This is a genomic window from Sphingomonas phyllosphaerae, from assembly GCF_029623345.1.
In the GTDB taxonomy this organism is placed as follows: domain Bacteria; phylum Pseudomonadota; class Alphaproteobacteria; order Sphingomonadales; family Sphingomonadaceae; genus Sphingomonas; species Sphingomonas phyllosphaerae_C.
Genome location: NZ_JAPYKH010000019.1, coordinates 1 through 22,298, shown reverse-complemented (window position 1 = coordinate 22,298; position 22,298 = coordinate 1). Strand labels below are relative to the sequence as shown.

Annotated in this window: 17 protein-coding genes; 8 read left to right on the top strand and 9 right to left on the bottom strand. The window is 71.7% G+C overall.

The annotated features are described in order from the left end of the window. The first annotated feature begins 24 nt into the window (after positions 1–24). On the top strand, positions 25–5,019 hold the full coding sequence (locus QBJ89_RS15810) for a DUF11 domain-containing protein (RefSeq protein ID WP_277981440.1): 4,995 nt from the start codon (positions 25–27) through the stop codon (positions 5,017–5,019). Then, the gene (locus tag QBJ89_RS15805) at positions 5,016–5,660 is read left to right on the top strand and encodes a PilZ domain-containing protein (RefSeq protein WP_277981439.1); all 645 of its coding nucleotides are present in this window, start codon (positions 5,016–5,018) and stop codon (positions 5,658–5,660) included. Before QBJ89_RS15810 ends, QBJ89_RS15805 begins: the two co-directional genes overlap by 4 nt. Here QBJ89_RS15805 and QBJ89_RS15800 read toward each other — a convergent pair. Genes QBJ89_RS15800 through QBJ89_RS15790 form a run of 3 tightly spaced genes read right to left on the bottom strand, consistent with a single transcriptional unit; the run spans position 5,602 to position 8,758 of the window. Continuing rightward, on the bottom strand, positions 5,602–6,015 hold the full coding sequence (locus tag QBJ89_RS15800) for a response regulator (protein ID WP_277981438.1): 414 nt from the start codon (positions 6,013–6,015) through the stop codon (positions 5,602–5,604). The genes QBJ89_RS15805 and QBJ89_RS15800 overlap by 59 nt on opposite strands. Continuing rightward, positions 6,015–8,111 carry an ATP-binding protein gene (locus tag QBJ89_RS15795; protein WP_277981437.1) on the bottom strand — a complete coding sequence of 699 codons (2,097 nt, stop codon included), beginning with the start codon at positions 8,109–8,111 and terminating at the stop codon, positions 6,015–6,017. The genes QBJ89_RS15800 and QBJ89_RS15795 overlap by 1 nt, the downstream gene beginning before the upstream one ends. Beyond that, complete coding sequence (locus tag QBJ89_RS15790) at positions 8,108–8,758, bottom strand: response regulator (protein ID WP_277981436.1); 651 nt, start codon at positions 8,756–8,758, stop codon at positions 8,108–8,110. The genes QBJ89_RS15795 and QBJ89_RS15790 overlap by 4 nt, the downstream gene beginning before the upstream one ends. A 91-nt stretch (positions 8,759–8,849) precedes the next feature. Between QBJ89_RS15790 and QBJ89_RS15785 the strand changes: the two genes are divergently transcribed. Continuing rightward, a complete protein-coding gene (locus QBJ89_RS15785; RefSeq protein WP_277981435.1) occupies positions 8,850–9,461 on the top strand; it encodes a hypothetical protein in 612 nt (203 codons plus the stop codon). A gap of 9 nt (positions 9,462–9,470) precedes the next feature. Here QBJ89_RS15785 and QBJ89_RS15780 read toward each other — a convergent pair whose 3' ends face one another. The 5 genes from QBJ89_RS15780 to QBJ89_RS15760 all read right to left on the bottom strand — a co-directional run bounded on the left by QBJ89_RS15780 (position 9,471) and on the right by QBJ89_RS15760 (position 17,263). Further along, positions 9,471–10,352 carry a transglutaminase family protein gene (locus QBJ89_RS15780; RefSeq protein WP_277981477.1) on the bottom strand — a complete coding sequence of 294 codons (882 nt, stop codon included), beginning with the start codon at positions 10,350–10,352 and terminating at the stop codon, positions 9,471–9,473. A gap of 47 nt (positions 10,353–10,399) precedes the next feature. Then, on the bottom strand, positions 10,400–12,871 hold the full coding sequence (locus QBJ89_RS15775; protein ID WP_277981434.1) for a circularly permuted type 2 ATP-grasp protein: 2,472 nt from the start codon (positions 12,869–12,871) through the stop codon (positions 10,400–10,402). Between the two features lie 73 nt (positions 12,872–12,944). Continuing rightward, positions 12,945–13,619 (bottom strand): hypothetical protein, encoded by a 675-nt coding sequence (locus QBJ89_RS15770; RefSeq protein WP_277981433.1) that lies wholly within the window; start codon positions 13,617–13,619, stop codon positions 12,945–12,947. A gap of 79 nt (positions 13,620–13,698) precedes the next feature. Then, the gene (gene ligD, locus QBJ89_RS15765) at positions 13,699–16,200 is read right to left on the bottom strand and encodes a DNA ligase D (protein ID WP_277981432.1); all 2,502 of its coding nucleotides are present in this window, start codon (positions 16,198–16,200) and stop codon (positions 13,699–13,701) included. Between the two features lie 157 nt (positions 16,201–16,357). Then, positions 16,358–17,263, bottom strand: a complete 906-nt coding sequence (locus QBJ89_RS15760; RefSeq protein ID WP_277981431.1) for a Ku protein — start codon at positions 17,261–17,263, stop codon at positions 16,358–16,360. Between the two features lie 116 nt (positions 17,264–17,379). Here QBJ89_RS15760 and pdxH point away from each other — a divergent pair, with 116 nt between their 5' ends. The 5 genes from pdxH (at position 17,380) to QBJ89_RS15735 (ending at position 21,348) form a co-directional block, all read left to right on the top strand. After that, positions 17,380–17,958, top strand: coding sequence for a pyridoxamine 5'-phosphate oxidase (gene pdxH / locus QBJ89_RS15755; RefSeq protein ID WP_277981430.1), 579 nt, complete (start codon positions 17,380–17,382; stop codon positions 17,956–17,958). Further along, a complete protein-coding gene (locus tag QBJ89_RS15750) occupies positions 17,955–18,908 on the top strand; it encodes a cation diffusion facilitator family transporter (protein WP_277981429.1) in 954 nt (317 codons plus the stop codon). The genes pdxH and QBJ89_RS15750 overlap by 4 nt, the downstream gene beginning before the upstream one ends. After that, positions 18,908–19,714, top strand: coding sequence for a PhzF family phenazine biosynthesis protein (locus QBJ89_RS15745; RefSeq protein ID WP_277981428.1), 807 nt, complete (start codon positions 18,908–18,910; stop codon positions 19,712–19,714). The genes QBJ89_RS15750 and QBJ89_RS15745 overlap by 1 nt, the downstream gene beginning before the upstream one ends. Before the next feature lie 193 nt (positions 19,715–19,907). Beyond that, entirely contained in the window at positions 19,908–20,147 is a 240-nt protein-coding gene (locus QBJ89_RS15740; RefSeq protein WP_277981427.1) for a hypothetical protein, read from the top strand. 214 nt (positions 20,148–20,361) lie between these two features. After that, positions 20,362–21,348, top strand: coding sequence for an ATP-grasp fold amidoligase family protein (locus tag QBJ89_RS15735; protein ID WP_277981426.1), 987 nt, complete (start codon positions 20,362–20,364; stop codon positions 21,346–21,348). A 47-nt stretch (positions 21,349–21,395) separates the two neighbouring features. Here the strand turns inward: QBJ89_RS15735 and QBJ89_RS15730 are convergent. Next, positions 21,396–22,298: hypothetical protein (locus QBJ89_RS15730; protein WP_277981425.1), on the bottom strand; the 903-nt coding region annotated here is incomplete at its 5' end.

Here is a 22,298-nt window from a genome sequence, read left to right as displayed (position 1 = left end):
CCGCGCGCCGGGCAGGGATCCTGCATGCCCGCATCGCGCGCCCTCTCTGCCTACGCCACGCTGCGCACGCTCGCGGCGGCGACGCTGTGCGCGCTCGCCGCGCTGGCGACCGGCGCCGAGGGGCAGCTCGCGCAGGTGAGCAACACCGCGCGGCTCAGCTTCGGCGCGCCCGCCGCGCGCACGACGATCGACTCGAACACCGTCACGCTCGCGGTCGACCGGACCAGGCGCCCGAGCTCGCTGAGCTTCCGGCTGCTGCCGATCGGCTATCGGCTCACCGGTATGCACTGCGGTCCCGACGCCGCAGCGCCGTTCACCCCGGCGCCGATCGAGGCCGCCGATCTCGCGCGCGCGGCGCCGCTGCGCACGATCGATACCAAGCAGCCGATGATCATCGTGCTCGACGCCGCCGCGGACAACCACGATCCCGCGGTGCGCGAGACCGACTGGATCGACGTCACCACCGACTCGCGCACCGTCAAGCTGCCGCTGCTCGAGACTGGCCCGAATACCGGTGTCTTCGCCGGCGGCGTACCGGGCGGCGGCACCCAGCCCGAGCTCGCTGCCTGCGATCCGACCCGCAATCGCGGCATGCGGCTGCGTCTGTCGTACGCGGGCAATGCGCTGAGCATGGCGTCGGAGGCGTCGGTGCTGGTCGACCCGGCCGGCTACGTGTTCGACTCGGCCACCGGCGCGCTGGTCGACGGCGCCGAGGTGACGCTGCTCGACGGCGACGGCAATGTCGCGCAGGTCTTCGGCGACGACGGCGTCAGCGCCTATCCCGCGACCGTCGTCAGCGGCGGCTCGGCGCACGATTCGAGCGGTCGCGAGTATCGCTTCACCACCGGCAACTACCGCTTTCCGCTGGTCGCGCCCGGCACCTACCACCTACGCATCGTACCGCCCGCTAATTATGTCGCGCCGTCGACGCGCGACCCGGGCGAGCTGGCGCGGCTGCTCGACCCGGGGGGGCGTCCGTACATGATCAACGCCGCGTCGTTCGGCGCAGGCTTCACGATCACCACGCCCGACCCCTTCTACTCCGATATCCCGCTGGATCGCACCGGCGACACCATACTGCTGCTGAGCAAAACCGCCTCGACGCGCGAGGCGTCGCCGGGCGACGTCGTGCAATATCGCGTCACCGTGACCAACCGCGGCGAGCGGGCGGCGCGTGCCGTGTCGGTGACCGACCTGTTGCCCGCCGGCCTGCGCTATCAGCGCGGCTCCACCCGCGGCGTGACCGAACCCGAGCTCGCGCCGGACGGGCGCAAGCTCACCTTCGCGCTGCCCGAGATCGCGGCGCATGCCACCGCGGAGCTGCGCTACACCGTCTCGATCGCTGCCGGCGCCAAGCCCGGCGACACGGTCAACCGCGTGCTCGCCAGCGGCAGCGCGGGCGTGACCGGCAACGAGGCCGCGGCGGCGGTGCGGATCCGGCCGCTGCTCTTCTCCGACGGCTTCACCGTCATCGGCCGCGTGACCGAGGGCGACTGCCGCGATCCGGTGGCGGGGCGGCGTGGCGTGCCCGGTATCCGGCTGCTGCTCGAGGACGGCACCTATGTCGTCACCGACAAGGACGGTCTGTACCATCTCGAGGGGGTGCGCCCGGGCCGCCACGTCGTCGCGCTCGACCGCGACTCCGTGCCCGCCAGCCACGCGCCGGTGGCGTGCGACGCCGACACGCGCCAGGCCGGCAGCGCCACCTCGCGCTTCGTCGAGAGCGAGGGCGGGCTGCTGAAGCGGGTCGATTTCCAGCTCCGCCCGACCGGCCGCACCGCCGCCGCGGCCGCTGCCCTACCCGTGCCGGTGCTCGCCGACGCCGCCGCGGCGGGCGCCGCGCGCGACTGGTTCGCCGGCCAGGCGCCGGGCATCGCCTTCCTGTTCCCCGAGCCCGACCATAACCCGCGTGCGCCCGCCGTCCGCGTCGCGATCAAGCATCTGCCCGGCCAGCGCGTCGCGCTGACGATCAACGGCGAGCCGAGCGACCCGCTCGCCTTCGACGGCACCGACCTCGACCCCACCCGCACCATTGCGGTGGCGCGCTGGTCGGGCCTGCCGCTGCGCGCGGGGGACAATCAGCTCGTCGCGCGCGTGCTCGACGCCGATGGTGCGGTCGCGGCGACGCTGACCCGCATCGTCCACACGTCCGGTGCGCCCACGCAGGTCGTCGCGATCGCCGAGAAGAGCCGGCTGGTGGCCGACGGGCTCACCCGCCCACTGCTCGCGCTGCGCGCCACCGACGCGAGCGGCCGCCCGGTGCGGGCGGGGACGTTGCTCACCGTGCGCGTCGACGCGCCTTATGCCGTGGCCGAGGAGGTCGCGATCGCGCAGGAGCGCCGCCAGGTCGCCGACGGCGGCACGCACAGCGCGCAGGTGGTCGGCGACGACGGCTATGCCTTCATCGCGCTCGAACCGACGATGCAGAGCGGGGCGGTGCGCGCGCACGTCGAGCTTGCCGACCGCGACACGCGCCGCACCGTCGACCTCACCGGCTGGCTCGCCGCCCCGGCGCGAGACTGGACCGTCGTGGGCTTCGGCGCCGGCACGCTCGGCTATGACACGCTGCGCCGGCACGGCGGTACGCTGCCCGCGGGCGTGCGCGGTGGCACGGTGCGCGACGGCCAGCTCGCGCTCTACGCCAAGGGGCGGATCAAGGGATCGTGGCTGGCGACGATCGCCTATGACAGCGATCGCCGCCGCGACCCGACGCGCGGGCTGCTCGGCACGATCGACCCCGACCGCTATTACACCGTCTACGGCGACGGCACGCGCCAGGGCTATGACGCCGCGACCGATCGCAAGCTGTACCTGCGGCTGGAGCGGCGCGAATTCTATGCGCTGTTCGGCGACTATGAGACCGGGCTGACGCAGACCCGGCTGGGTCGCTACAGCCGCACGCTCAACGGGCTGAAGGCCGAATATGACGGCGAGCGCCTGCTGTTCAGCGCCTTCGCCGCGCACACCGACGAACGCTATGCGCGCGACGAGATCGCGGGGAACGGGCTAAGCGGGCCGTACCGGCTGATGGCGCGCGACATCGTGCCCAACAGCGACAAGCTGCGGATCGAGGTGCGCGACCGCTTCCGCCCCGACCGCATCATCGCGACCACGCAGATGACGCGCCACATCGACTATGACATCGACGCCGCCGCGGGCACGATCCGCTTTCGCGAGCCGGTGCTGACGCGCGATGCCGCGCTCAACCCGGTGGTGATCGTGGTCGACTATGAGACCTATGGCAGCGGCCGCAAGAAGGTGGCCGGCGCGCGCGGCGCGGTGCGGCTGGCCAGCGGCAAGGTCGAGCTGGGTGCCACCGCGCTGCACGACGAGACCACCGCCGCCGCCGACCTCGTCGCGATCGACGTCAAGGCGCATGCCGGCGCCGCGACCGAGCTGCGCGCCGAGGCCGCGACCGGCGGGCGCGGCGGGCTTAGTGCCGGCCGTGCCTGGCTGGCCGAGGCCGAGCATCACGGCGCACGGGGTGACCTGCTCCTCTACGCGCGCCAGCAGGATCGCGGCTTCGGTGTGTCGCAGCAGAATGTCGTTGACGCCGGCGCGCGCCGCCTCGGCGTCGACGGTCGCGTCCAGCTCAGCGGCGCGTTGTCGCTCACCGCGACTGGCTGGTACCAGCGCCAGCTCGACGCGCCGGGCAGCCGCAGCGCGCTCGACACGCGGCTCGAGTGGCGCCGCGAGACGGGCGCGCTGTTCGCCGGCGCGCAGCTCGCCTCCGATCGCGGCGTCGACGGCCAGGCGCGCGACTCGCGGCTCCTGACGCTCGGGGCCACGCGCGCGGTGCTCGACGGCAAGCTGACCCTCACCGGCCAGACCCAGGTCGCGCCGAGCGGCGACAAGGCCAGCGTCGACTTCCCGATGCGCCATCAGCTCAGTGCCGCTTACCGCGTTGCGCCGACGGTGCGGCTGATCGGCGGCTACGAGATCGCCGAGGGCGCCAGCTACACCGCGCAGACCGCCCGGCTCGGCTTCGACGTAGCGCCCTGGACCGGCGGCAAGCTCATGAGCACGCTCAACCAGCAGGCCGTCGGCAGCGAGAACGCGCAGCGCCTCTTCGCGCAATACGGGCTCAGCCAGTCGCTGCCGCTCGGGTCGCGCTGGATCGTCGACGCGACGCTCGACGCGAGCAGCACGCTGCGCGGTCGCCTGCCCGAGGGCGGCACCGTCAACGCCTTCCAGTCGGGCGTGACCGGCACCGCCACGCAGGACGGCACGGGCGCGGACTATGCCGCGGTGACGCTGGGCGCGAGCTATCGCGCGGGGCGCTGGTCGTGGAACGGTCGCGCCGAATATCGTGCCAGCGACGCCGGCGACCGGCTCGGGCTCACCAGCAGCGCGCTGCGCTCGCTCGGCGAGGGGCGGACGCTCGCGGCCGGGCTGCGCTGGTACAGCGTGACCCAGTCGCCCGACGCCAAGGCCGTCTCGCTCGCGGGCGACGTCGCGCTGGCGTGGCGCCCGCTCGACGGGCGCTGGTCGCTGCTGGAGCGGCTCTCGCTTCGCCACGACGAAGCCGACGCCGGCGTGACCGACCGCAACGTGCTCGGTGTCGGTGCGGGCGGCGGCGCCTTCCAGGCGACGCTGCGGACGATCAACAATGCCGCGCTCAATTATCGCAGCGGGGCCGAGGGCGAGGGCCACGGCACCGAGCTGACGCTGTATCACGGCATCAAATGGGTGCGCGGCAGCTTCGGTGCGGACGATTACACCGGGCTTACCCAGGTGGTCGGCGTCGAGCTGCGTCGCGATCTCGGCCGTCGCTTCGATCTCGGCGTGCAAGGGTCGGTGCAGCACGGTATCTCGAGCCACACCATGGCCCTCAGCGCGGGGCCGAACGTGGGCGTGTCGCCGGCACGTGACCTGTGGATCAGCGCGGGCTATAACGTCAGCGGCTATCGTGACCGCGACTTCGGTCAGGATCGCTACACGCGGCGTGGGCCGTATGTGACGCTGCGGCTGAAGTTCGATCGCGACAGCGTCGGATCATTGTTGGGGCGGGCAGGATGACCAATCACGCGGCGCGCTGGCGCATGACGGAGGACGGGATGACCCAGGGGGCCGATCAGGTGCCGTCGCGTGCGGGCGAGGAGCAGCGTGCCGCCCCGCGCGAGCGCACGCTCTACGCATTGGGTCGGCTGATGGTCGCGGGGCGGCAGCACGTCTGCACCGTGCGCAACCTCGGGCCGGGCGGTGCGGGCATCGAGCTCGATCCGCCGCCCGCGGTGGGCGCCGCGGTGACGATCGAGACTCGCGACCTGATCGCCCGCGCCGCCACGGTGCGCTGGGTGCGCGAGATGATGGTGGGGCTAAGCTTCGACGAGCCGCTCGGTGAGGCGACGCTGCGCGCGGTGGCCGAGACGCCGCGCAGCCCGCGCTTCCGCTACGACGGCCCGGTCGAGCTCGTCATCGACGCGCGGCTGACCGAGCATCGCGCGATCGACCTCGGGCTCGGCGGGGTGCGCGTCGCCGGTGCGCCGCCGGCCGACGCCGGCAGCGCGATCGAGGTGGTGATCGACGCCGAGCTGGTCGTGCGCGGTAAGCTCGCGTGGACCGGAGACGACGCCTTCGCGATCGAGTTCGCCGCGCCCCTCAGCGTGCGCCAGCTCGCCGGCGCGATCGCGCGGCTGGAGGCGACGCTCCGCCGCTGAGCAGCGCGCGGATCTGTGCGGACAGCGACAGCGGGTCGAACGGCTTGACGATCACGCCCCGCGCGCCGATCGCGCGCAGCGCCGCGACGTCACGCTCGCGCCCGTGCGCGGTCATGAAGATCACCGGCAGCCCAGGTCTGCGGTCGTGCAGCGCGGCGAGTAGCGCGGGCCCGTCGATGTCGGGCATCGACACGTCAAGCAGCGCGGCGTCGGGCTGCGTTTCGGCGAGCGCGTTCAATGCCTCGTCCGCGCTGGCGGCGACGCGCAGCTCGATCGTCGGGTCGAGCCCCAGCGCCAGCTCGACGATGGTGCGGATATCGGGATCATCGTCGACGAAGAGCAGGCGCAGCGACATCAGGCGTCCACCGGCGCGTGCCGCTCGGCGAGCAGCCGCCGCACCGTCGCGACCAGCTCCGGCAGATCGTGGCGTCCCTTGGTGAGCACGATCCGCGCGTGCGCGGCGAGCGCCGGCGGCACCGCCTGACCCGAATAGATCACCACCGGCACCGGCGCACCGCTCGCGTCGACCAGCTCGGGCGCGAGCTCCGGTCCGTGGCCGTCGACCACCTGCATGTCGAGCAGAGCGACGTCCGGCGCGCCGTCGCGCAGCAGCGCACGCGCCATGGCGAGGCTTGCCGCCGGCAGCACGCGCGCGACCCCGGCGAGCGCTGCGGCGACGGTATCGCGGACGTCGGGGTCGTCATCGAGGTGAAGCAGCAGCGGCAGCGGCGCGTCCGACGCGGTCGCGTCGCCGACCTCGGAACCGGCCAGCGGCAGCGCGAAGGCGAAGCGCGTGCCGCCGCCGTCGCGATCCTCGAACCAGATCGTTCCGTCGTGGCGGCGGACGATCTCGCGCGAGATCGCCAGCCCCAGTCCCGACGCGGGCGCATGGGTCGCGACGCGGCCGCTCTCGAACCGCTCGAACAGCCGCGGTCGCACCGCTGCCGGTACGCCATCGCCGCGATCCTCTACCGCGATCAGCGCGCGGCCCGCCTCAACTCGCGCCGCAATCGTCACCGTGGCGCCCGCGGGGGAGGCGTGGATCGCATTGGAGACGAGGTTGGTGACGACTTGCAGCAGCCGCCCCGCGTCGCCCTCGACCGGCACGGGCGAGTCCGCGGACGCGTCGGCCAGCACCACGTCGCGGCTGCGCGCGAGGCCGTCGCTGTCGAGCGCGGCGCGCGCCACCACCTCGCGCACGTCGACCGGCGCACGCGCCATCGCCAGCTGGCCCGACTCGATCCGGTCGATGTCGAGCAGGTCGTTGATCAGCCGGATCAGCCGACGCGCGTTGTTGTCGGCGATATCGACCAGCCGCGCTGCTTGTGGCGGCAAGTCCACCGCGGCGCCGCCGCGCAGCAACGCGAGCGACCCGACCACCGAGGTGAGCGGGGTACGCAGCTCGTGCCCGATGGTGGAGATGAGCTCGTCCTTGGCGCGCTCGATCCGGGCGCGCTCGGAGGCGTCGCGCAGCGACAGCACGAGGTGGTCGCCGCTCGGCACGCGCATCACGCCGATCGCCACGTCGACGTGCCGCTCGCTGCCGTCGCGGTGGCGTGCGACCCGGTCGGCGAGGAAGGGACGGTCTAGCCGGCCGTCGTCGAGCCCGATGCGCTCGTGAAAGGCGCCGTGGCCCTCCGCGATGCGCAGTACCGTGGCGACGTCGTGTCGCTCCAGTTCCTCGGGCGTGTAGCCGAGCAGCGCGCTGGCGGCATCGTTGATCATCTCGATCGTGCCGCTGGGATTCAGGATCAGCAGCGCGTCGCTGGTGCCGCGCAGGATCGCGGCGTTGCGCTCGCCCTTCTCATAGGCGTCGAGCGCGGAATCATAGGCCGCGCAGCGCGACCGCCACAGCGAGCGCAGCGTCACCGCCAGCGCCAGCGTCAGCACCGCCGCGGTGGCGAGCAGCAGCAGCCGCAGATCGCTCCGCTGCCGCGCGAAGGCGGCGCGGCGCTCGGCGGTCAGCGCCCGCTCGCCGGTGCCCGCGCGCGCGAGCGCGACGCGCAGCCGGTCCATGACGCGGCGCCCTTCACCGTCGGCCACCGCGTCGCGCGCGGCGGCGTGCTGCCCGGCGCGGAACAGCGCGAGCGTGCGGTCCAGCTCGGCGAACTTGGTGTCGATCAGCGCCGCCACCTCTGGCGCGGCGACTCCCTCCACCGCACGGAGTCGCGACGCGAGGCGGCGGGCGGGCGCATAGGGACGGAGGAAGGCGGGGTCGCCGGTGAGCAGATAGCCGCGCTGCGCGGTCTCGGCGTCCTTCACCGCGGAGAGCAGCATCACCTGCGCGCGCTCGCGGTCGAACGAGCGCGTCGCCATCGCCTGCAACCGTAGCGAGCGCGCATATTCCGTGTCGGTCCACGCGATCAGCGCCGCCATCAGCAGCGGAACGAGCGCGGCGGCCAGCAGGAAGCGTCGACGCGAGGGCGGCCGCGGGCGCGTCGCGGCGCTCACCGCGGTGCGGCGCCAAGCAGCGGCTGTACCGCCAGCATCGCCTGCGCGCGGTTGATCACGCCCAATTTGCGGAAGATCGCGGTCATGTGCGCCTTGATCGTCGCCTCGGTGACGTCGAGGTCGCGCGCGAGCTGCTTGTTCGAGCGACCATCGGCGAGCGCGATCAGCACGCTGCGCTGCGCCGGCGAGAGCGTCTCGATCCGCGCGCGCAGGTCGCCGAGCTGGGGTGTCGCACCGCTGACCGGGGGGAAGGCAATCTGGCCGGCATCGATCCGGCGCAGCCGCTCGGCCAATGAGTCGAGCGGCAGGCTCTTGAACAGATAGCCGGCGGCGCCGAGCGCGCGCGCCGCCTCGACCAGGGAGGGCTCCTCGCTGGCGGTGACGAGCACCACCGGGGTCCGCGGCGCGTGCATCTGCAAGGTCAGCAGGCCCGAGAAGCCGTTGGCGTCGGGCAGGTGGAAGTCGAGCAGGATCATGCGGAACGGTCCGCGCGCGGCAGCCTCACTCGCCTCGCGTACGGTGCCCACCGCGACGACCGAGACGCCGGGTAGCGCCGCACGTGCGGCAAGCGACAGCCCTTCCCGCGTCAGCGGGTGATCGTCAGCAACGAGGGCACGGCCCCCTAATCTCTGCTCCTGCTCTGGCATCCTACCGATTTACTTATCTTTTTGCGGTAGGATGGTTTCCCGACGAGGCCGGTCTGTCGAGCGATTTTTCGACCGGAACGGTGGAAGTTTGATGCGGATAAAGAAGAATCATTGTCTCATCCTCGTTGGGCCCGCCGCGGCGACGCTGAACGTCGCCGATTGGCGGGTTTGCGATCGGGCGGCCGGTTCGCATGTCGAGGCCGAGGCGCCCGACGCCGCGCTCATCGCTATCACGCCGGGCACACCGTCGCCCGCCCGGGTTCGTGCGCTCGCCGACGTGCCGTACCTTCCCGTGCTCGCGCTCGCACCCGCCGACTGGATCATGCGGCACGATTGGCGGGCGCTCGGCTATGACGCGGCAGTGTCGGCGGAGGGCATGCCCGACGCGCTCGCCGACGCGCTCGCGGACTGGCACCGAGACGCCACGCTGGCGACGCTCGACCGGCTCGAGGCGAGCTTCGGCGCCGCCGAGGTGGCGGGGCTGGTCGAGCGCTTCGGCGCGATGCTGGCCGCGGCGCGCGACGAGCGCGATCCGGCGGCGCTGGCGGACATGGCGCATCGAGTCGCGGGGATCGCGGGGACGCTCGGCTTCGCCGCGCTCGGGCGGCTGTGGCTGCGCTTCTCCGAGGGCGAGACCGGGCTGGCGGACAGCGCGCGCCGCGCCGCGGCCTATGCGATCGGGACCATCGCACGGCGCGGCTGAGCCGCCGGCTCAGTCCGCCAGCGGCGCGACGTCGACGCTGACCTCCATCGCCTGCGCGCCTGAGCCGAGCACCACGCCGTCGACCGGCGCGATCTCGGCATAGTCGCGCCCGATCGCGACGACGACATGGTCGCTCGCCATCCAGATGCCGTTGGTGGGGTCGAGCCCGATCCAGCCGCGTGCGGGGCCGCACCACAGCAGCACCCAGGCATGGGTGGCGTCGGCGCCGACCAGCCGCTCCTGCCCGGGCGGGGGAAGGGTGCGGATATAGCCCGAGGCATAAGCGGCGGGCAGACCGGCGGCGCGCAGGCCGGTGATCATCACCTGGGCGAAATCCTGGCACACGCCGCGGCGCTGGCGGAACGCCTCATGCGGCGGCGTGTCGACCAGCGTGGCGGCGGGATCGAAGACGAAGTCGCGCTGGATCCGCCGCGCCAGCGCGATCCCCGCCTCCAGCGCGTTGCGCTCGGGGGCGAGATCGGCGCGGCAATAATCGGCGATGGCGGGATCGAGCGGGATCAGCGGCGAGGGGAAGAGATAGGCCGCGGGTCCTGCCGCGGAGAGGTCGTTCGAGGCCCGCGCCAGCGCCGCCACTTCGGCGAGCGACGGGTCGTCCGCCTGCGGCACGGGCACGGCGCGATCGATCGTCACCCGCGCGCGGCTCTCGATCGTGAGCGAGCGCACGGGCTCCTCGATCACCAGCCGCGCGACATGCGCCAGCCCCGCCTCGGCGCGGGCGGGTTGGACGCGCCCGGCCGGCGCGACCGTCAGCGCGTAGGACTCGACCCGCTGCCCCGGCCAGTCGATCGGGCGCAGCCGCAGGTTGCAGCGCGCGAACTTGACCGCATTGCCATAGTCGAAGCGGGTGACGTGGACGATGTCGTAGCGCATCGTATGTCCGCCGTCGGCGGCGAGCGGCGGGAGCGCGAGCGTGTCGCTCATGCCAGTGTCAGCCCGCCGGCGCGCAGCGGCTCGGCGCCCTGCAGGAAATACCGGCGCGCCACCGCGTCGGACAGCCGCCCGAGCCGCTGATCCACTGCCAGCAGCAGCTCGCCGGTGAGCGTCGCGGCCTGCTCGGGCGCGACCATCGCGTAGAGCTCGGTCGCCTCGATCTGCTGCGCCTCGGCCATGCCGTCGTCCTCCAGCACCGGCAGCCGCGCGAGATGATCGCGGATCGCCTCCACCTGGAAGGCGAGCGCGCGCGGGTTGCCGGGATCGAGCACCACCAGGTCGAGCACCGGTACGCGCGCGATCCCGGTGAGATAGCGCTGGCGGTAACTGATCTGGCTATCGCCGAGGTCGAGCAGGGTCGAGAGATCGTCGAGCCCCGCACCCACCGCGCCGAACACGCGCGCGGCGCGCGCGATCGCCTGCGCGCGCTCGATGCGGCGGCCGAGGTCGTGGAAGCGCCACGCCGCGGTCCGCCCCATATGCTCGGCCGAGAGCCCGGCGATCGCGGCGTAGCGGCGCTGGAGCGAGCCGGCGCGGTCGAGCAGCCCGCGGTGGGACGGGAAGGGCGCGTCGAGCAGCCGGATCATGTCGGCGGAGAGCCGGTCGCGCGAGCCGCCCGCGATCCGCTGCGCGTGCGCGTTGATCGCGGCGACCGACTGCCAACCGTCGGCGCGCGCCTCCATCGCGGTGCGCGCGAACTGGGTGAGGTCGGCGCGGCGCAGCGACGGCGGTGCGGGCGCGGCGCCCGCACCGACCAGTTCGTTGACCAGCTTGGCGACCGTGGCGGTGCCGAGCGCCGCGCCGGCGTCGGCGTCGATGGAATTGCCCAGCATCACGCGGATCACCGCCAGCATCGCCTCGCCGCGCTCGAGATAGCGGCCGAGCCAGAAGAAATTGTCCGCGACCCGGCTCGGCAATGTGCCCGGGTTGCGGCGGACGTGGAGCGTGTCGACCGCGGGCAGCAGCGACACCGGCGCGACCGGATCGGGGCCGTGGACGCAGACGTCGGCGGACCAGCTGCCCTCACCCATCACCGCCGCGCGCGGATCCGGGTGGGCGCCGATCCGTGCGAAGCCGCCGGGCATCACCTGCCAGCGGCCGTCGCGGTCGCGCGCGGCGAAGACGCGCAGCGTGAACGGGCGCGGCTCCATCCGCTCCGCGATCACCACCGGCATGGTCGAGAGGCGGACGATCTCCTGCCCGACATAGTCCTGCGGACGCGCGGTCATCGCCTCCAGCAGCGCGGCGCGCTGCGCCTCCGAGAGGTCGGCGCCCGCTACCGGCGCCTCGCCGGGCAGGCCGAGCGTACGCGCGCCGAACGCGGAGGAGAGCAGCAGCGAGGGCAGCTCGGCCGCGACATGCTGCGCCTCGCACGGCTGGCCGCACCACCAGGTGGCGATGTTGGGCAGGATCAGGTCCGCACCGGTGAGCCGGGTGGCGAGCTGGGGCAGGAAGGCGCCGAAGGCGGCGCTCTCCAGCACCCCCGCGCCGGGCGCGTTGGCGAGCACGACATTGCCCGCGGCCCAGGCGTCGATCAGGCCGGGCACGCCGATGGTTGAGTGCGAGTCGAAGGCGAGCGGGTCGAGCAGCCTCGGATCGAGCCGCCGCCACAAAGCGTCGACTCGCTTGAGCCCGCCGATCGTGCGGACGTAGAGCCGGTCCTCGAGCGCGGCGAGATCGTCACCCTCGACCAGCAGCAGCCCGAGGTAGCGCGCGAGGTGCGCCTGCTCGGGATAGCTGGGATTGTAGCGGCCCGGCGTGAGCAGCCCGATCCGCGGGTCGCTGCGGCGGCACGCGGCGGCGAGCCCGTCGCGGAAGGCGGCGAAGAAGGGCGCGTGGCGCCGCACGTTGAGGCGGCCCTGCAATCCGCCGAGCGTGCGGCTGACCGCGAGCCGGTTCTCCAGCGCATAGCCCGCGCCCACCGGCGCGCGCAGCTGGTCGCCGAGCACGCGCCACTCGCCCGACGGGCCGCGCCCGAGATCGACCGCGACGAAGCGGAGGTGATAGCCGCCCGGCGGCGGCAGGCCGACGAGCGGGCGAAGAAAATAGGGGCTGCCGGTGACGAGCGTGGCGGGCAGATGGCCGCGCTCGACCAGCTGGGCCGCGCCGTACAGGTCCTGGAGGATGGTCTCGAACAGATCGGCGCGCTGCGCGACGCCGCGTTCGATACGGGCCCATTCGTCGGCCTCGATCAGCAGCGGGATCGGGCTGACCGGCCAGGGCCGCTCGCTGTCCTCGCCGATGATGCGGAAGCCGGTGCCGATGTCGGCGGCGTGGCGCTGCACCCGCTCGCGCGCGTGGCCGAGATCGTCGCCAGCGACCGCGGCGAGTTCCTCCAGCATCGCCAGCGACGCGGCGACGTCGCCCGCGCGCATCGCGTCATCCGGGCCGCCGGCATAATCGTCGAGCCAGCGGCGGGCATTGGTCCCGGCATCGAACAGGGCAGGCTGGGTCGCCACTCGGTCCTCCGTGCGCGGGATGGGCCGACCCTAGGCGATGCCGCGGTGCAGTGCAAAGCCGCGGTGCAATGTTTCAGCGCGCGATGAGCGGCGCGGGGTAAGCCAGCACCGCGGCGGTGTAGCGCTCGACCACCGCGCTGATCGGGGTGCCGTCGGGGAGGAGCAGCACCGCGCGGTTCTCGATCACCGTGTCGGCGACGTCGATCTCGGCGCGACGCGGCCAGCGCCACGCCGCCAGCGTCTCCCAGCGCCGCGGCAGTGGCGACCACAGGTGCTGGCTCGACAGCGTGTAGCGGCGGAAATGCAGCGGCTGCGCGGCGCGGCCGAACGGCGTGTCGCTGGTGTCGAGCTGGCGGGTGATGTCCGACGTGAGCCGCGCCGGGACGTACCAATTGTCGGCGTCGGACAGGACGTGCTGCCCGCAGCGGAGCCGGACGTGGCGATAGCCGAGCGACTCGGTGGCGGAAACCTTGAGCAGTTCGCGGATCTCGGCTGGGGCGGCGCGCTCGTCGCCGCGCACGCGCTCCGCCTTGATCTTGGGATCGGCCGCCATCTGATGCTCGGCGCACCAGCCATCGAGCACCAGAGTGGCGCTGTCGCTCGCGGCGAGCCGGTCGCTCAGCGCGTGGAGCGCGGCGTCGACGGCGAGCCGGCCCTGCACCGTGCCGACCCAGCTGGGTGGGACCGTCGCGGCGGCCGCGGGCGCGGCGGTGAGGAGGAGCAGGGCGCAACGGAGCGGGCGGTACATGAGACCATTATAACGTGATCCGACCGCATGGGCTCGCCGTGATCCTAGATCCTCCCCGCGAGCGGGGGGAGTTAGCCCCTCACACCTCCGGCAACACCTGGTCCGCCACCCCCCAGCCCTTGAGCGAGCGGCCGTTGGCGCGCGCGATCAGCTCGGCCGCGTCGCCGACGTGCCAGCGCGCTGCTGTGTCGAGGTCGCGCAGCTCGGTCCAGGATACCGGCGCGGCGACCGGCGCCCCCGCGCGTGCGCGTGCGGCATAGGGCATGATCGCGGTCGCGCCGCGCTGGTTGCGCAGATAGTCGATGAAGATGCGGCCCTTGCGCTTGGCCTTGCTCATGTTGGCGACGAAGCGGTCGGGCTCGGCCTGCGCCAGTGCGCGCGCGAACCGCTCGGCGAAGTCGCGCACGGCGGGCCATTCCGCCACCGATGTCAGCGGCACCACGACGTGGACGCCCTTGCCGCCCGACAGCAGCGGAAAGCTGGTCAGGCCAAGCTCGGCAAGCTGCTCCTTGAGGTGCTCGGCGGCGCGTTTGGTGTCGGCGAAGTCGAGGTCCTCGTCGGGATCGAGGTCGAACACCATGCGATCGGGCCGCTCCAGCGTCGCGACGGTCGAGCCCCAGCCGTGGAACTCGATCGTCCCCATCTGCACGCAGGCGACCAGCCCGTCGGCCGAGTCGACGTAGAGGTAATTCTCGGTCGAGCCGTCCTTCTCGCGGATCGGCACCTGATGCACGGTGTCACCGAACGAGCCGGCGTCGTGCTTCTGGAAGAAGCAATGCTTGGCGCGTCCCTGCGGACAGCGCACAAGGCTGACCGGGCGATGCCCGACCCACGGCAGCATGATCGCGGCGACGGCGAGATAATGATCGGCGAGGTCGCCTTTGGTCACCTCGCTCTCGGGGAAGATGATGCGCTCGCGGCTCGACACCTTGATCGACGTGGTCGGTGCCGCGGCGGCCTCGGGCGCCGGTGCGGGCCGTTCCACCACCACTTCGGCAGCCTTCTTGTCACCGCGCAGGCCGAGGAAGCTCGGGTGGCGCAGCACGCCTTCCGGGGTGGTCTCGGTGAAGGCGATCTCGGCGACGAGCTTGGGGCTGGCCCAACGCGCGCCGCGTACCGCCGCGCGCGGCGCCGCCACGGTCGGCGTCTTGCGCTCGAGCTTCTCCAGCTGGGCGCTCAGCTCCTCGATCAGCGCGCCCGAGAAGCCGGTCCCGACCTTGCCGGCGTAGCGCAGCACGCCGCCCTCGTTGACGCCGAGCAGCAGCGAGCGGAAGCCGCGGCGCTTGTCCGAGGGCGTCCAGCCGACGACGACGAACTCCTGCCGGCGCGTGCATTTCACCTTCAGCCACGCCTGGGTGCGCCGGCCGCGGTAGGGCGCGTCGGCCTTCTTCGAGACGACACCCTCGAAGCCCTCGCGGCACATGGTCTCGAACAGTTGCTCGCCCGCGCCGGTGACATGCTCGGCGAACTGGAGCCGTGCCTCGCCCGCGCCGACCAGCGCGCGCAGCCGCTCCTTGCGGTGGACGTTGGCGAGCCCGCGCAGGTCCTCGCCGTCCTGCTCGAGCAGGTCGAAGGCGAAGAGCGTCATCGCGCCGTTCCCGCTGATCGCGTCCTTGAGCGTCGAAAAGTCGGGACGCCCGTCCTTGAAGGCGACGATCTCGCCGTCAATCAGCGCGCTGCCGACGGGGAGCGCGGCCGCGGCCGACGCGATGCCGGCGAACTTGTCGGTCCAGTCGAGGCCGTTGCGCGTGTAGACCTTGGCCTGCCGGTCGGCGACGGCGACGAGCGCGCGATAGCCGTCGTACTTTACCTCATGGATCCAGTCGCCGCCGCTGGGCACCGCGTCGACCAAGGTGCAGAGCTGGGGCGGCTCATAGGCGGGCAGGGCGGCCTTGCGCGCGCGTCCGGCCGGCTTTGCCCTGGCTGGCTTCGCTTTCGGCGCAGCGGCGTCCTCATGCGGCGGCGCGCCTTCGGCGATTTCCTGCATCGTGCGGCCGGTGGCGACGCTGGTCAGCGCGGTCTCCACCAGCGTGTCGGTGCCGCCGGCATGAGCGTCGTCGATCTTGCGCAGCAGCCAGTTCTCGCTCTTTTCCTTCCCGCGCGGGCGCAGTCGGATGAGCAGCCACTCGCCCTTCATCCGCTCGCCGTCGAGCACGAAATGGAGGTGGCCCTTGTCGAGGTCGCGCGCGCTCTTGCCGGCGATCGGCGACCAGGTGCCGCGGTCCCACAGCATCACCGTGCCGCCGCCATATTCGCCCTTGGGGATCGTGCCCTCGAACGTGGCGTAGGAGAGCGGATGGTCCTCGGTGCGTACCGCGAGCCGCTTCTCGTCAGGGTCGAGGCTGGGGCCGCGCGTGACCGCCCAGCTCTTGAGCACGCCGTCGAGTTCGAGGCGGAAGTCCCAGTGAAGGCGCGTGGCGTCGTGCTTCTGCACCATGAAGCTGTTGCTGTTGCCGGGCGCGAGCGTGCCCGCGGGCTCGGCGGTACGGCTGAAGTCGCGCTTGGCGTTGTAGCGCGCGAGCGGGTCGGCGGGGGAGGCAGGAGCGGCGGGTGCGGTGCCTTGGTCTTTCTTCTTCGTCACCCGACCTTCTCCGCACCGTCGCCGCTCGTGTTTCCCACGATCGCCGTCATTCCGGACTTGGTCCGGGATCCACCGTGCCGCGTACTCAGAAGGGGTTGCTCTCGCGGACAAGTGGATCCCGGACCACGTCCGGGATGACGGAGGAGTTGAGCGACCCTCACGCGCTCTTCTTCGCCGCCGGCTTCCTGGCCGCCGGCTTCTTGGCGGGTGCGCGCTTCGCCGCCGGCTTGGCGGCGGCCTTGCTCGCGCCCGCATTCTCGTTGGCCGCGCCGCGCGAGCCTTCCATCGACTTCTTCAGCGCCGCCATCAGGTCGACCACGTTCGACGCCGAGCGGGCGTCGCCCGCGTCCTTGTCCTCGATGATCTTGCGCCCGTGCGCCTTGCGCTTGCGCTCGATCAGCCCGCGCAGCGCGTCGACGTAGCGATCGTGGAACTCCTGCGGGTCGAACGCACCGCTCTTCTTCTCGATCAGCGCCTCGGCGAGGTCGAGGAGCTCGGGGTCGGGCTTCTCGTCCGGGATGTCGCGGAAGTATCCCTGCGCCTTGTTGACCTCGTCGGCGTAGCGCAGCGTTTCCAGCACCAGGCCGCGCCCGCAAGGCTTGAGGCTGACGACATATTCGCGCCCGCGCATCGCGAGCTGGCCCAGCCCGACCTTTTTGGTCCGCCGCAGCGCCTCGCGCAGCACGATGAAGGCCTCCTCGGCGAGGTCGTCCGCTGGCACGACGAAATAGGGCTTCTCGTAATAGAGCACGTCGATCTCGCTGGCGTCGACGAATTGCGTGAGCTCCAGCGTCTTCTTCGACTCGAGCTTGACCGCGTCGATCTCGTCCTGCTCGAGCAGGACATATTCGCCTTTCTCGACCTCGAAGCCCTTCACGATCTCGTCGGTGTCGACTGGGCCCATGCCCGGCACCACTTTCTCATACTTGATCCGCTTGCCCGAGGGCTCGTGGATCTGATGAAAGCTGACCTGCGCGCCCGACTTGGTCGCCGAGTAGATCTCCACCGGGATCGACACCAGCGCGAGCCGGATCTGTCCCTGCCAATATGCCCGCGCCGCCATGTCGCTTCCCTTGTTCCGGAGGCGATTCAATCATTTGCTGGCAGACGGGTTCCCTCGCCCGGCGCCTCGCCCGATCGGGCGTGGAAATCGCGGCTCTTTTCGCCTAGATGCGCGGCATGGCCGACGATCCGATCGCGCTCTTCGACCGCTGGCTCGCCGAGGCGGAACAGAGCGAACCTAATGACCCCAACGCGATGGCGCTCGCCACCGCGGACGCCCGCGGGCGTCCGTCGGCGCGCATGGTGCTGCTCAAGGGGCATGGCCCCGAGGGCTTCGTGTTCTACACCAACCGCGGCAGCCGCAAGGCCGCGGAGTTAGGCGACAACGCCCAGGCCTCGCTGCTCTTCCACTGGAAGTCGCTGCGTCGCCAGGTGCGCGTCACCGGCGCGGTGACTCGAGTCAGCGACGCCGAGAGCGACGCCTATTTCGCCTCGCGCGGTCGCGACTCGCGGCTCGGCGCCTGGGCTTCGGACCAGTCGCGCCCGCTCGACTCGCGCGCCACCTTCGAGGAGCGGGTCGAGGCGATGCGTCAGCGCTTCGACGGGCAGGACGTGCCGCGCCCGCCCTTCTGGGGCGGCTATCGCGTCGCCGCCGAGGAGATCGAGTTCTGGCAGGACCGCGCGCACCGGCTGCACGAGCGCCGGCTCTTCACCCGCGCGGGCGGCACGTGGAACGAGGGGCTGCTCTTCCCATGACCAACGAGGAACGTCGTCGCGCCGTACCCTTGGCGATGCGCGCCGCGCTCGCCAGCGTGGCAATGGCCGCGTCGCTGCTGCTGGTGAAGGGCTATGCCGCCTGGCACACCGGCTCGGTCGCGATGCTGGGCAGCTTGGCCGATACCGGGCTCGACCTGCTCGCAAGCCTGGTGACGCTGTACGGCGTCAAGCTCGCCGCCGAGCCCGCTGACCACGACCATCGCTTCGGTCACGGCAAGGCCGAGGCGCTCGCCGCGCTCTTCCAGGTGGTGCTGATCACCGCCTCCGCGATCGGCATCGCGGTGCGCGCGATTCAGCGCTTCTCCGAGCCCGGCGCCAACGAGGACGCGGGGCTGGGCATCGGCGTCTCGGTGCTCGCCATCCTCGCCACCTTTGCGCTGCTCGCCTACCAGCGCAGCGTCATCCGGCGCACCGGCTCGGTCGCGATCCTGGCGGACAACGTCCATTACCAGTCGGACGTGCTGCTCAACGTGGCGGTGATCGCCGCCCTGGTGCTGGACCAATATGTCGGCCTGTCGGGGGCGGACCCCGTATTCGGCATCGCCATCGCTTTGTGGCTCGCCTGGGGCGCGTTCCAGGCGTCGAGCCAGGCGATCGACATGCTGATGGACAAGGAATGGTCCGAGGACCAGCGCGCCGCCTTCATGGAGGTGGCCGCGCGCCAGCCCGGCATCCGCGGCATCCACGATTTCCGCACGCGCCGCGCGGGTAGCCACGATTTCGCGCAATTCCACATGGAGGTCGACCCGAGCCTCACCGTGCGCGACGCGCATGATATCGTCGAGCGGGTGGAGGTGGCGCTGCGCCAGACCTTCCCGCGGGTGGAAACGCTGATCCACCTCGATCCCGAGGGCCACGTCGACACCGACAATCCCTTGGTCGAGGCGGACGTCACGCCGCACTGGTTCGGCAAGCGAGTAGGCTATTGATGCGCATCCCCTTCGCCCAGATCGACGCGTTCGCCGACGCCGCCTTCGCGGGCAATCCGGCGGCGGTGATGCCGCTGACGAGCTGGCCCGAGGACAGGCTGCTCCAGCAGATCGCGGAGGAGAACAACCTCAGCGAGACCGCCTTCCTCGTCCCCGATACGAGCGGCGACAGCGACTTCGAGCTACGCTGGTTCACCCCGGCAGCGGAGGTGGCGCTGTGCGGCCATGCCACGCTGGCGAGCGGCCATTTCGTGCTCTCGTCCGACGGGGACCGCGATTCGGTGCGCTTCCGCACGCGCCAGGCCGGCGTGCTCGAGGTCGCACGCGCGGAGGGCGCGGTGGGCGCCAGCTACGCGATGGCGCTGCCGGCATGGAAGCCGGAACCGCGCGCGATGCCGGAGATCGTCGCGGCGCTCGGCGTCGAGGCGGTCGAGACCTTGTGGCACGAGAAGGGCTATGCGCTCGTGATCGTCGCCGACGAGGCGGCGGTGCGGGCGGCGACGCCGGACGGGCGCGCGGTCAAGGCGCTGGGGCCGTTCGTCCACATCGTCGCGGCGCGCGGTGAGAGTGCCGAGGTGGTCAGCCGTGTCTTCACCGACTATTTCGACATCCCGGAGGATCCGGTGACCGGTTCCGCACACGCGGTGATGGTGCCGTATTGGGCGGAGCGGCTCGGCCGCGACTCGTTCGGCGCGTTCCAGGCGAGCGCGCGGGGCGGACGAGTGGGCTGCCGGCTCGATGGCGAGCGCGTGATCCTGCGCGGTGATTGCGTTACCGTGATCGAGGGTACGTTCCTCCTTCCTTGACTCGGTCCTACAATGAAGGAAACGGGCGTCCGCTCGGGCGCGAGCACCGTCGTGCGCGCTCTCTCGTGCGCGCTCCGCTGCTTTTCGCCTCCATGGGTCGGCTGACGCATCTACTCTCTTGTATTCCGATCGGAGCAGTGTAGATTTGCGGGGACGGCGCGAGGCGCCGCCTATTTGAAGGGGATCGGAGTTGATGAAGAAGATCGTCGCCGGTGCGACCGGGATCAGCCTGGCGCTGGCGCTCGCCGCTTGCGGTTCGAAGACCAGCAACGACACCGCCGCCAACGACACGCTGGCGAATGAGACGGTGCTCAACGAGGAGCTGCCCACCGATGGCAACTTCGCGTCGGTCGGCAACGGCACCGACCTGGGCGCGCTGCCCGCCAACGCGACCGGCGACAATGTGAACGCCACTGCCGGCAACACGCTCTGATCCGAGATTCGGCACCCCCTCCACGGGCGCCGCACCGAACCGTCTAGTGCTCCCTAGACCAACCTCCGCCCGGCGCTCCCCCGCGCCGGGCGCTTGTTGTTGACGCCCCGAGCGCCACCTCACGGCAGACGTCGCAGCGCATCGATAGCGGCGCTTGCCCCGCATCCGCCGTCTGGGTAACTGCCCGTCGAGCCTCCGCAGTCCGGGACCGAGCGTGCCACACCTCGAGCAGAGCCGCCCGCGACGCGCGCCCAACGTGCTGCCGCGGCTGATCTATCTCTGGCGGTTCGGGCGGCTGCCCGATCTCGCCGCACCGCGCCGGTTCAGCGAACTGGTGTATGCGCGCAAATTGTTCGAACGTGACCCGCGCTGGCCCAAGCTCGCCGACAAGGTGGCGGTGAAGGCGCATGTCGCCGCGGCGTTGGGCGGCGAGTGGGTGATCCCGACCCTGTGGCATGGCACCGCGCTGCCCGACGTGCCGCCCTGGCCGCGCCCGTTCGTGCTCAAGTCCTCGCATGCGAGCCAACAGAACGTGTTCGTCCGCGACGGCGACTCGCTGGATTGGGCGGACGTGCGGCGCCGTGCGGCGCGCTGGCTGCGCCGCCCCTATGCGCCGCTGCTACACGAGTGGCTCTACTCGGAGATCGCGCCGCAACTGCTGGTCGAGCCGCTGATCGGTTGCGGTCGCGTGCTGCCGGTCGACTATAAATTCTTCGTGTTCGGCGGGCGGGTCGAGTTCATTCAGGTCGATCTCGACCGGGAACATAACCACTGCCGGGTGATGCTGGACCGCGCGTGGCGCCAGCTCGACCTCGCCTTCGAGTTTCCCACCGATCCGCGTCCGGTCACGCAACCGGTGTCGCTCGACCGGATGATCGCGGCGGCCGAGACGCTCGGCGCGACGCACGATTTCGCGCGAGTGGACCTCTATGACGTCGACGAGCGACCCTATTTCGGTGAGTTCACGCTCTATCCCGGCTCAGGGCTCGACCGCTTCCGACCGGTCAGCTGGGACCTGCACTTCGGCTCCTACTGGGCCGAGTATCGGTTCGCCCCCCGATCAGGCAGCAAGGCGGTACGGCTCATCCGCGACTGCCGCGGTGACGATCGGCGCGGCGACCGGCACCACGTCAGCACGCGCGCGCTCGGCGCGGCGGTGGCTGATGATGAGGTAGATGAGCGAGAACATAAGAGATCCTAGGCTTGATGCTGCGGTGCAGCACTAGCGTCCATGTGGTCAACGCCCGGTTAGCGCGCAATTGCAAGCTTGCGTCTCGCCGTTGCAGCGGGCGCAACCGCACGGGCCATGGCGGGCAGCGCGAGGGGGAGGCCAGCGAGCCACACTGGCGCGAGCATCAGTCCCCAATAGCTGTTCTCGGGCCGGCCGATCAGCAGCGTGGGGGCCAGCAGCGTCACTAACGTGAGGGTGACGCGGCGTGCATAGTCCCCCGGCGCGTTCGCCCAGCCATAGAGCGCGAGCGGGACGAAGAAGGTGGCGGTCGCTGCCGGAACGAGCGCGAGCGGCGTGGTGGCGCGTGCCATCGCGAGATCGAAGCTCCAGCCGCCCGCCCGGATCCATCCTTGCGACACCGCGTCGTCCGGTCGCAGGACGGCGGCGACCGCGCCCGCATGGGCCGCGAGCGCGGCCATCGCGGCGGTCGCGGCGGCCGCCCACCCCAGCGCCTCTTCGCGCCGCCGCTCGAACGCCGCGGCGAGCACCATCGCGGCAAGATAGGGAAGCGCCAACTCGCGGAGCAGCGCAGCAGCCAGTCCGAGCAGCGCGGCGACACGCCAGCGGCGCTCGTCCCGCAACGCGAGTGACAGTGTCACCAGAAGCCCCGCCCAGCACTCGGGCCAGAGAGCGACCACGGGGTTGGCGAGTGGCAACGCAGAGGCGGCGGCGATCGCGCTGGCGCCGCCCCAGAGTAGACGCGGGCGGACCGCCGCGCGCAGCCGAAAAGCGGTGCCGATCGCGGCGAGCAGCGCTAGCGCGCGCAGCGCCCATAGAGCGCCCTCTGCGCCGACCAGACGATAGAACCAGGCGCGCGTCGGCAGCCTCACCGCGACGAACGGCCTCAGCGGAAAATCGCGGGTCCGATGCTCGGCCGCGGCGGCGGCGTAATAATCCTGCCCCGCGGCAACGCGACGGTC

Bases quoted from the DNA above. Each gene is read 5' to 3' on its own strand.
- QBJ89_RS15810 (WP_277981440.1), top strand. From the start codon at position 25: ATGCCCGCATCGCGCGCCCTCTCTGCCTACGCCACGCTGCGCACGCTC.
- QBJ89_RS15805 (WP_277981439.1), top strand. From the start codon at position 5,016: ATGACCAATCACGCGGCGCGCTGGCGCATGACGGAGGACGGGATGACC.
- QBJ89_RS15800 (WP_277981438.1), bottom strand. From the start codon at position 6,015: ATGTCGCTGCGCCTGCTCTTCGTCGACGATGATCCCGATATCCGCACC.
- QBJ89_RS15790 (WP_277981436.1), bottom strand. From the start codon at position 8,758: ATGCCAGAGCAGGAGCAGAGATTAGGGGGCCGTGCCCTCGTTGCTGAC.
- QBJ89_RS15785 (WP_277981435.1), top strand. From the start codon at position 8,850: ATGCGGATAAAGAAGAATCATTGTCTCATCCTCGTTGGGCCCGCCGCG.
- QBJ89_RS15780 (WP_277981477.1), bottom strand. From the start codon at position 10,352: ATGCGCTACGACATCGTCCACGTCACCCGCTTCGACTATGGCAATGCG.
- QBJ89_RS15770 (WP_277981433.1), bottom strand. From the start codon at position 13,619: ATGTACCGCCCGCTCCGTTGCGCCCTGCTCCTCCTCACCGCCGCGCCC.
- QBJ89_RS15760 (WP_277981431.1), bottom strand. From the start codon at position 17,263: ATGGCGGCGCGGGCATATTGGCAGGGACAGATCCGGCTCGCGCTGGTG.
- pdxH (WP_277981430.1), top strand. From the start codon at position 17,380: ATGGCCGACGATCCGATCGCGCTCTTCGACCGCTGGCTCGCCGAGGCG.
- QBJ89_RS15750 (WP_277981429.1), top strand. From the start codon at position 17,955: ATGACCAACGAGGAACGTCGTCGCGCCGTACCCTTGGCGATGCGCGCC.
- QBJ89_RS15745 (WP_277981428.1), top strand. From the start codon at position 18,908: ATGCGCATCCCCTTCGCCCAGATCGACGCGTTCGCCGACGCCGCCTTC.
- QBJ89_RS15740 (WP_277981427.1), top strand. From the start codon at position 19,908: ATGAAGAAGATCGTCGCCGGTGCGACCGGGATCAGCCTGGCGCTGGCG.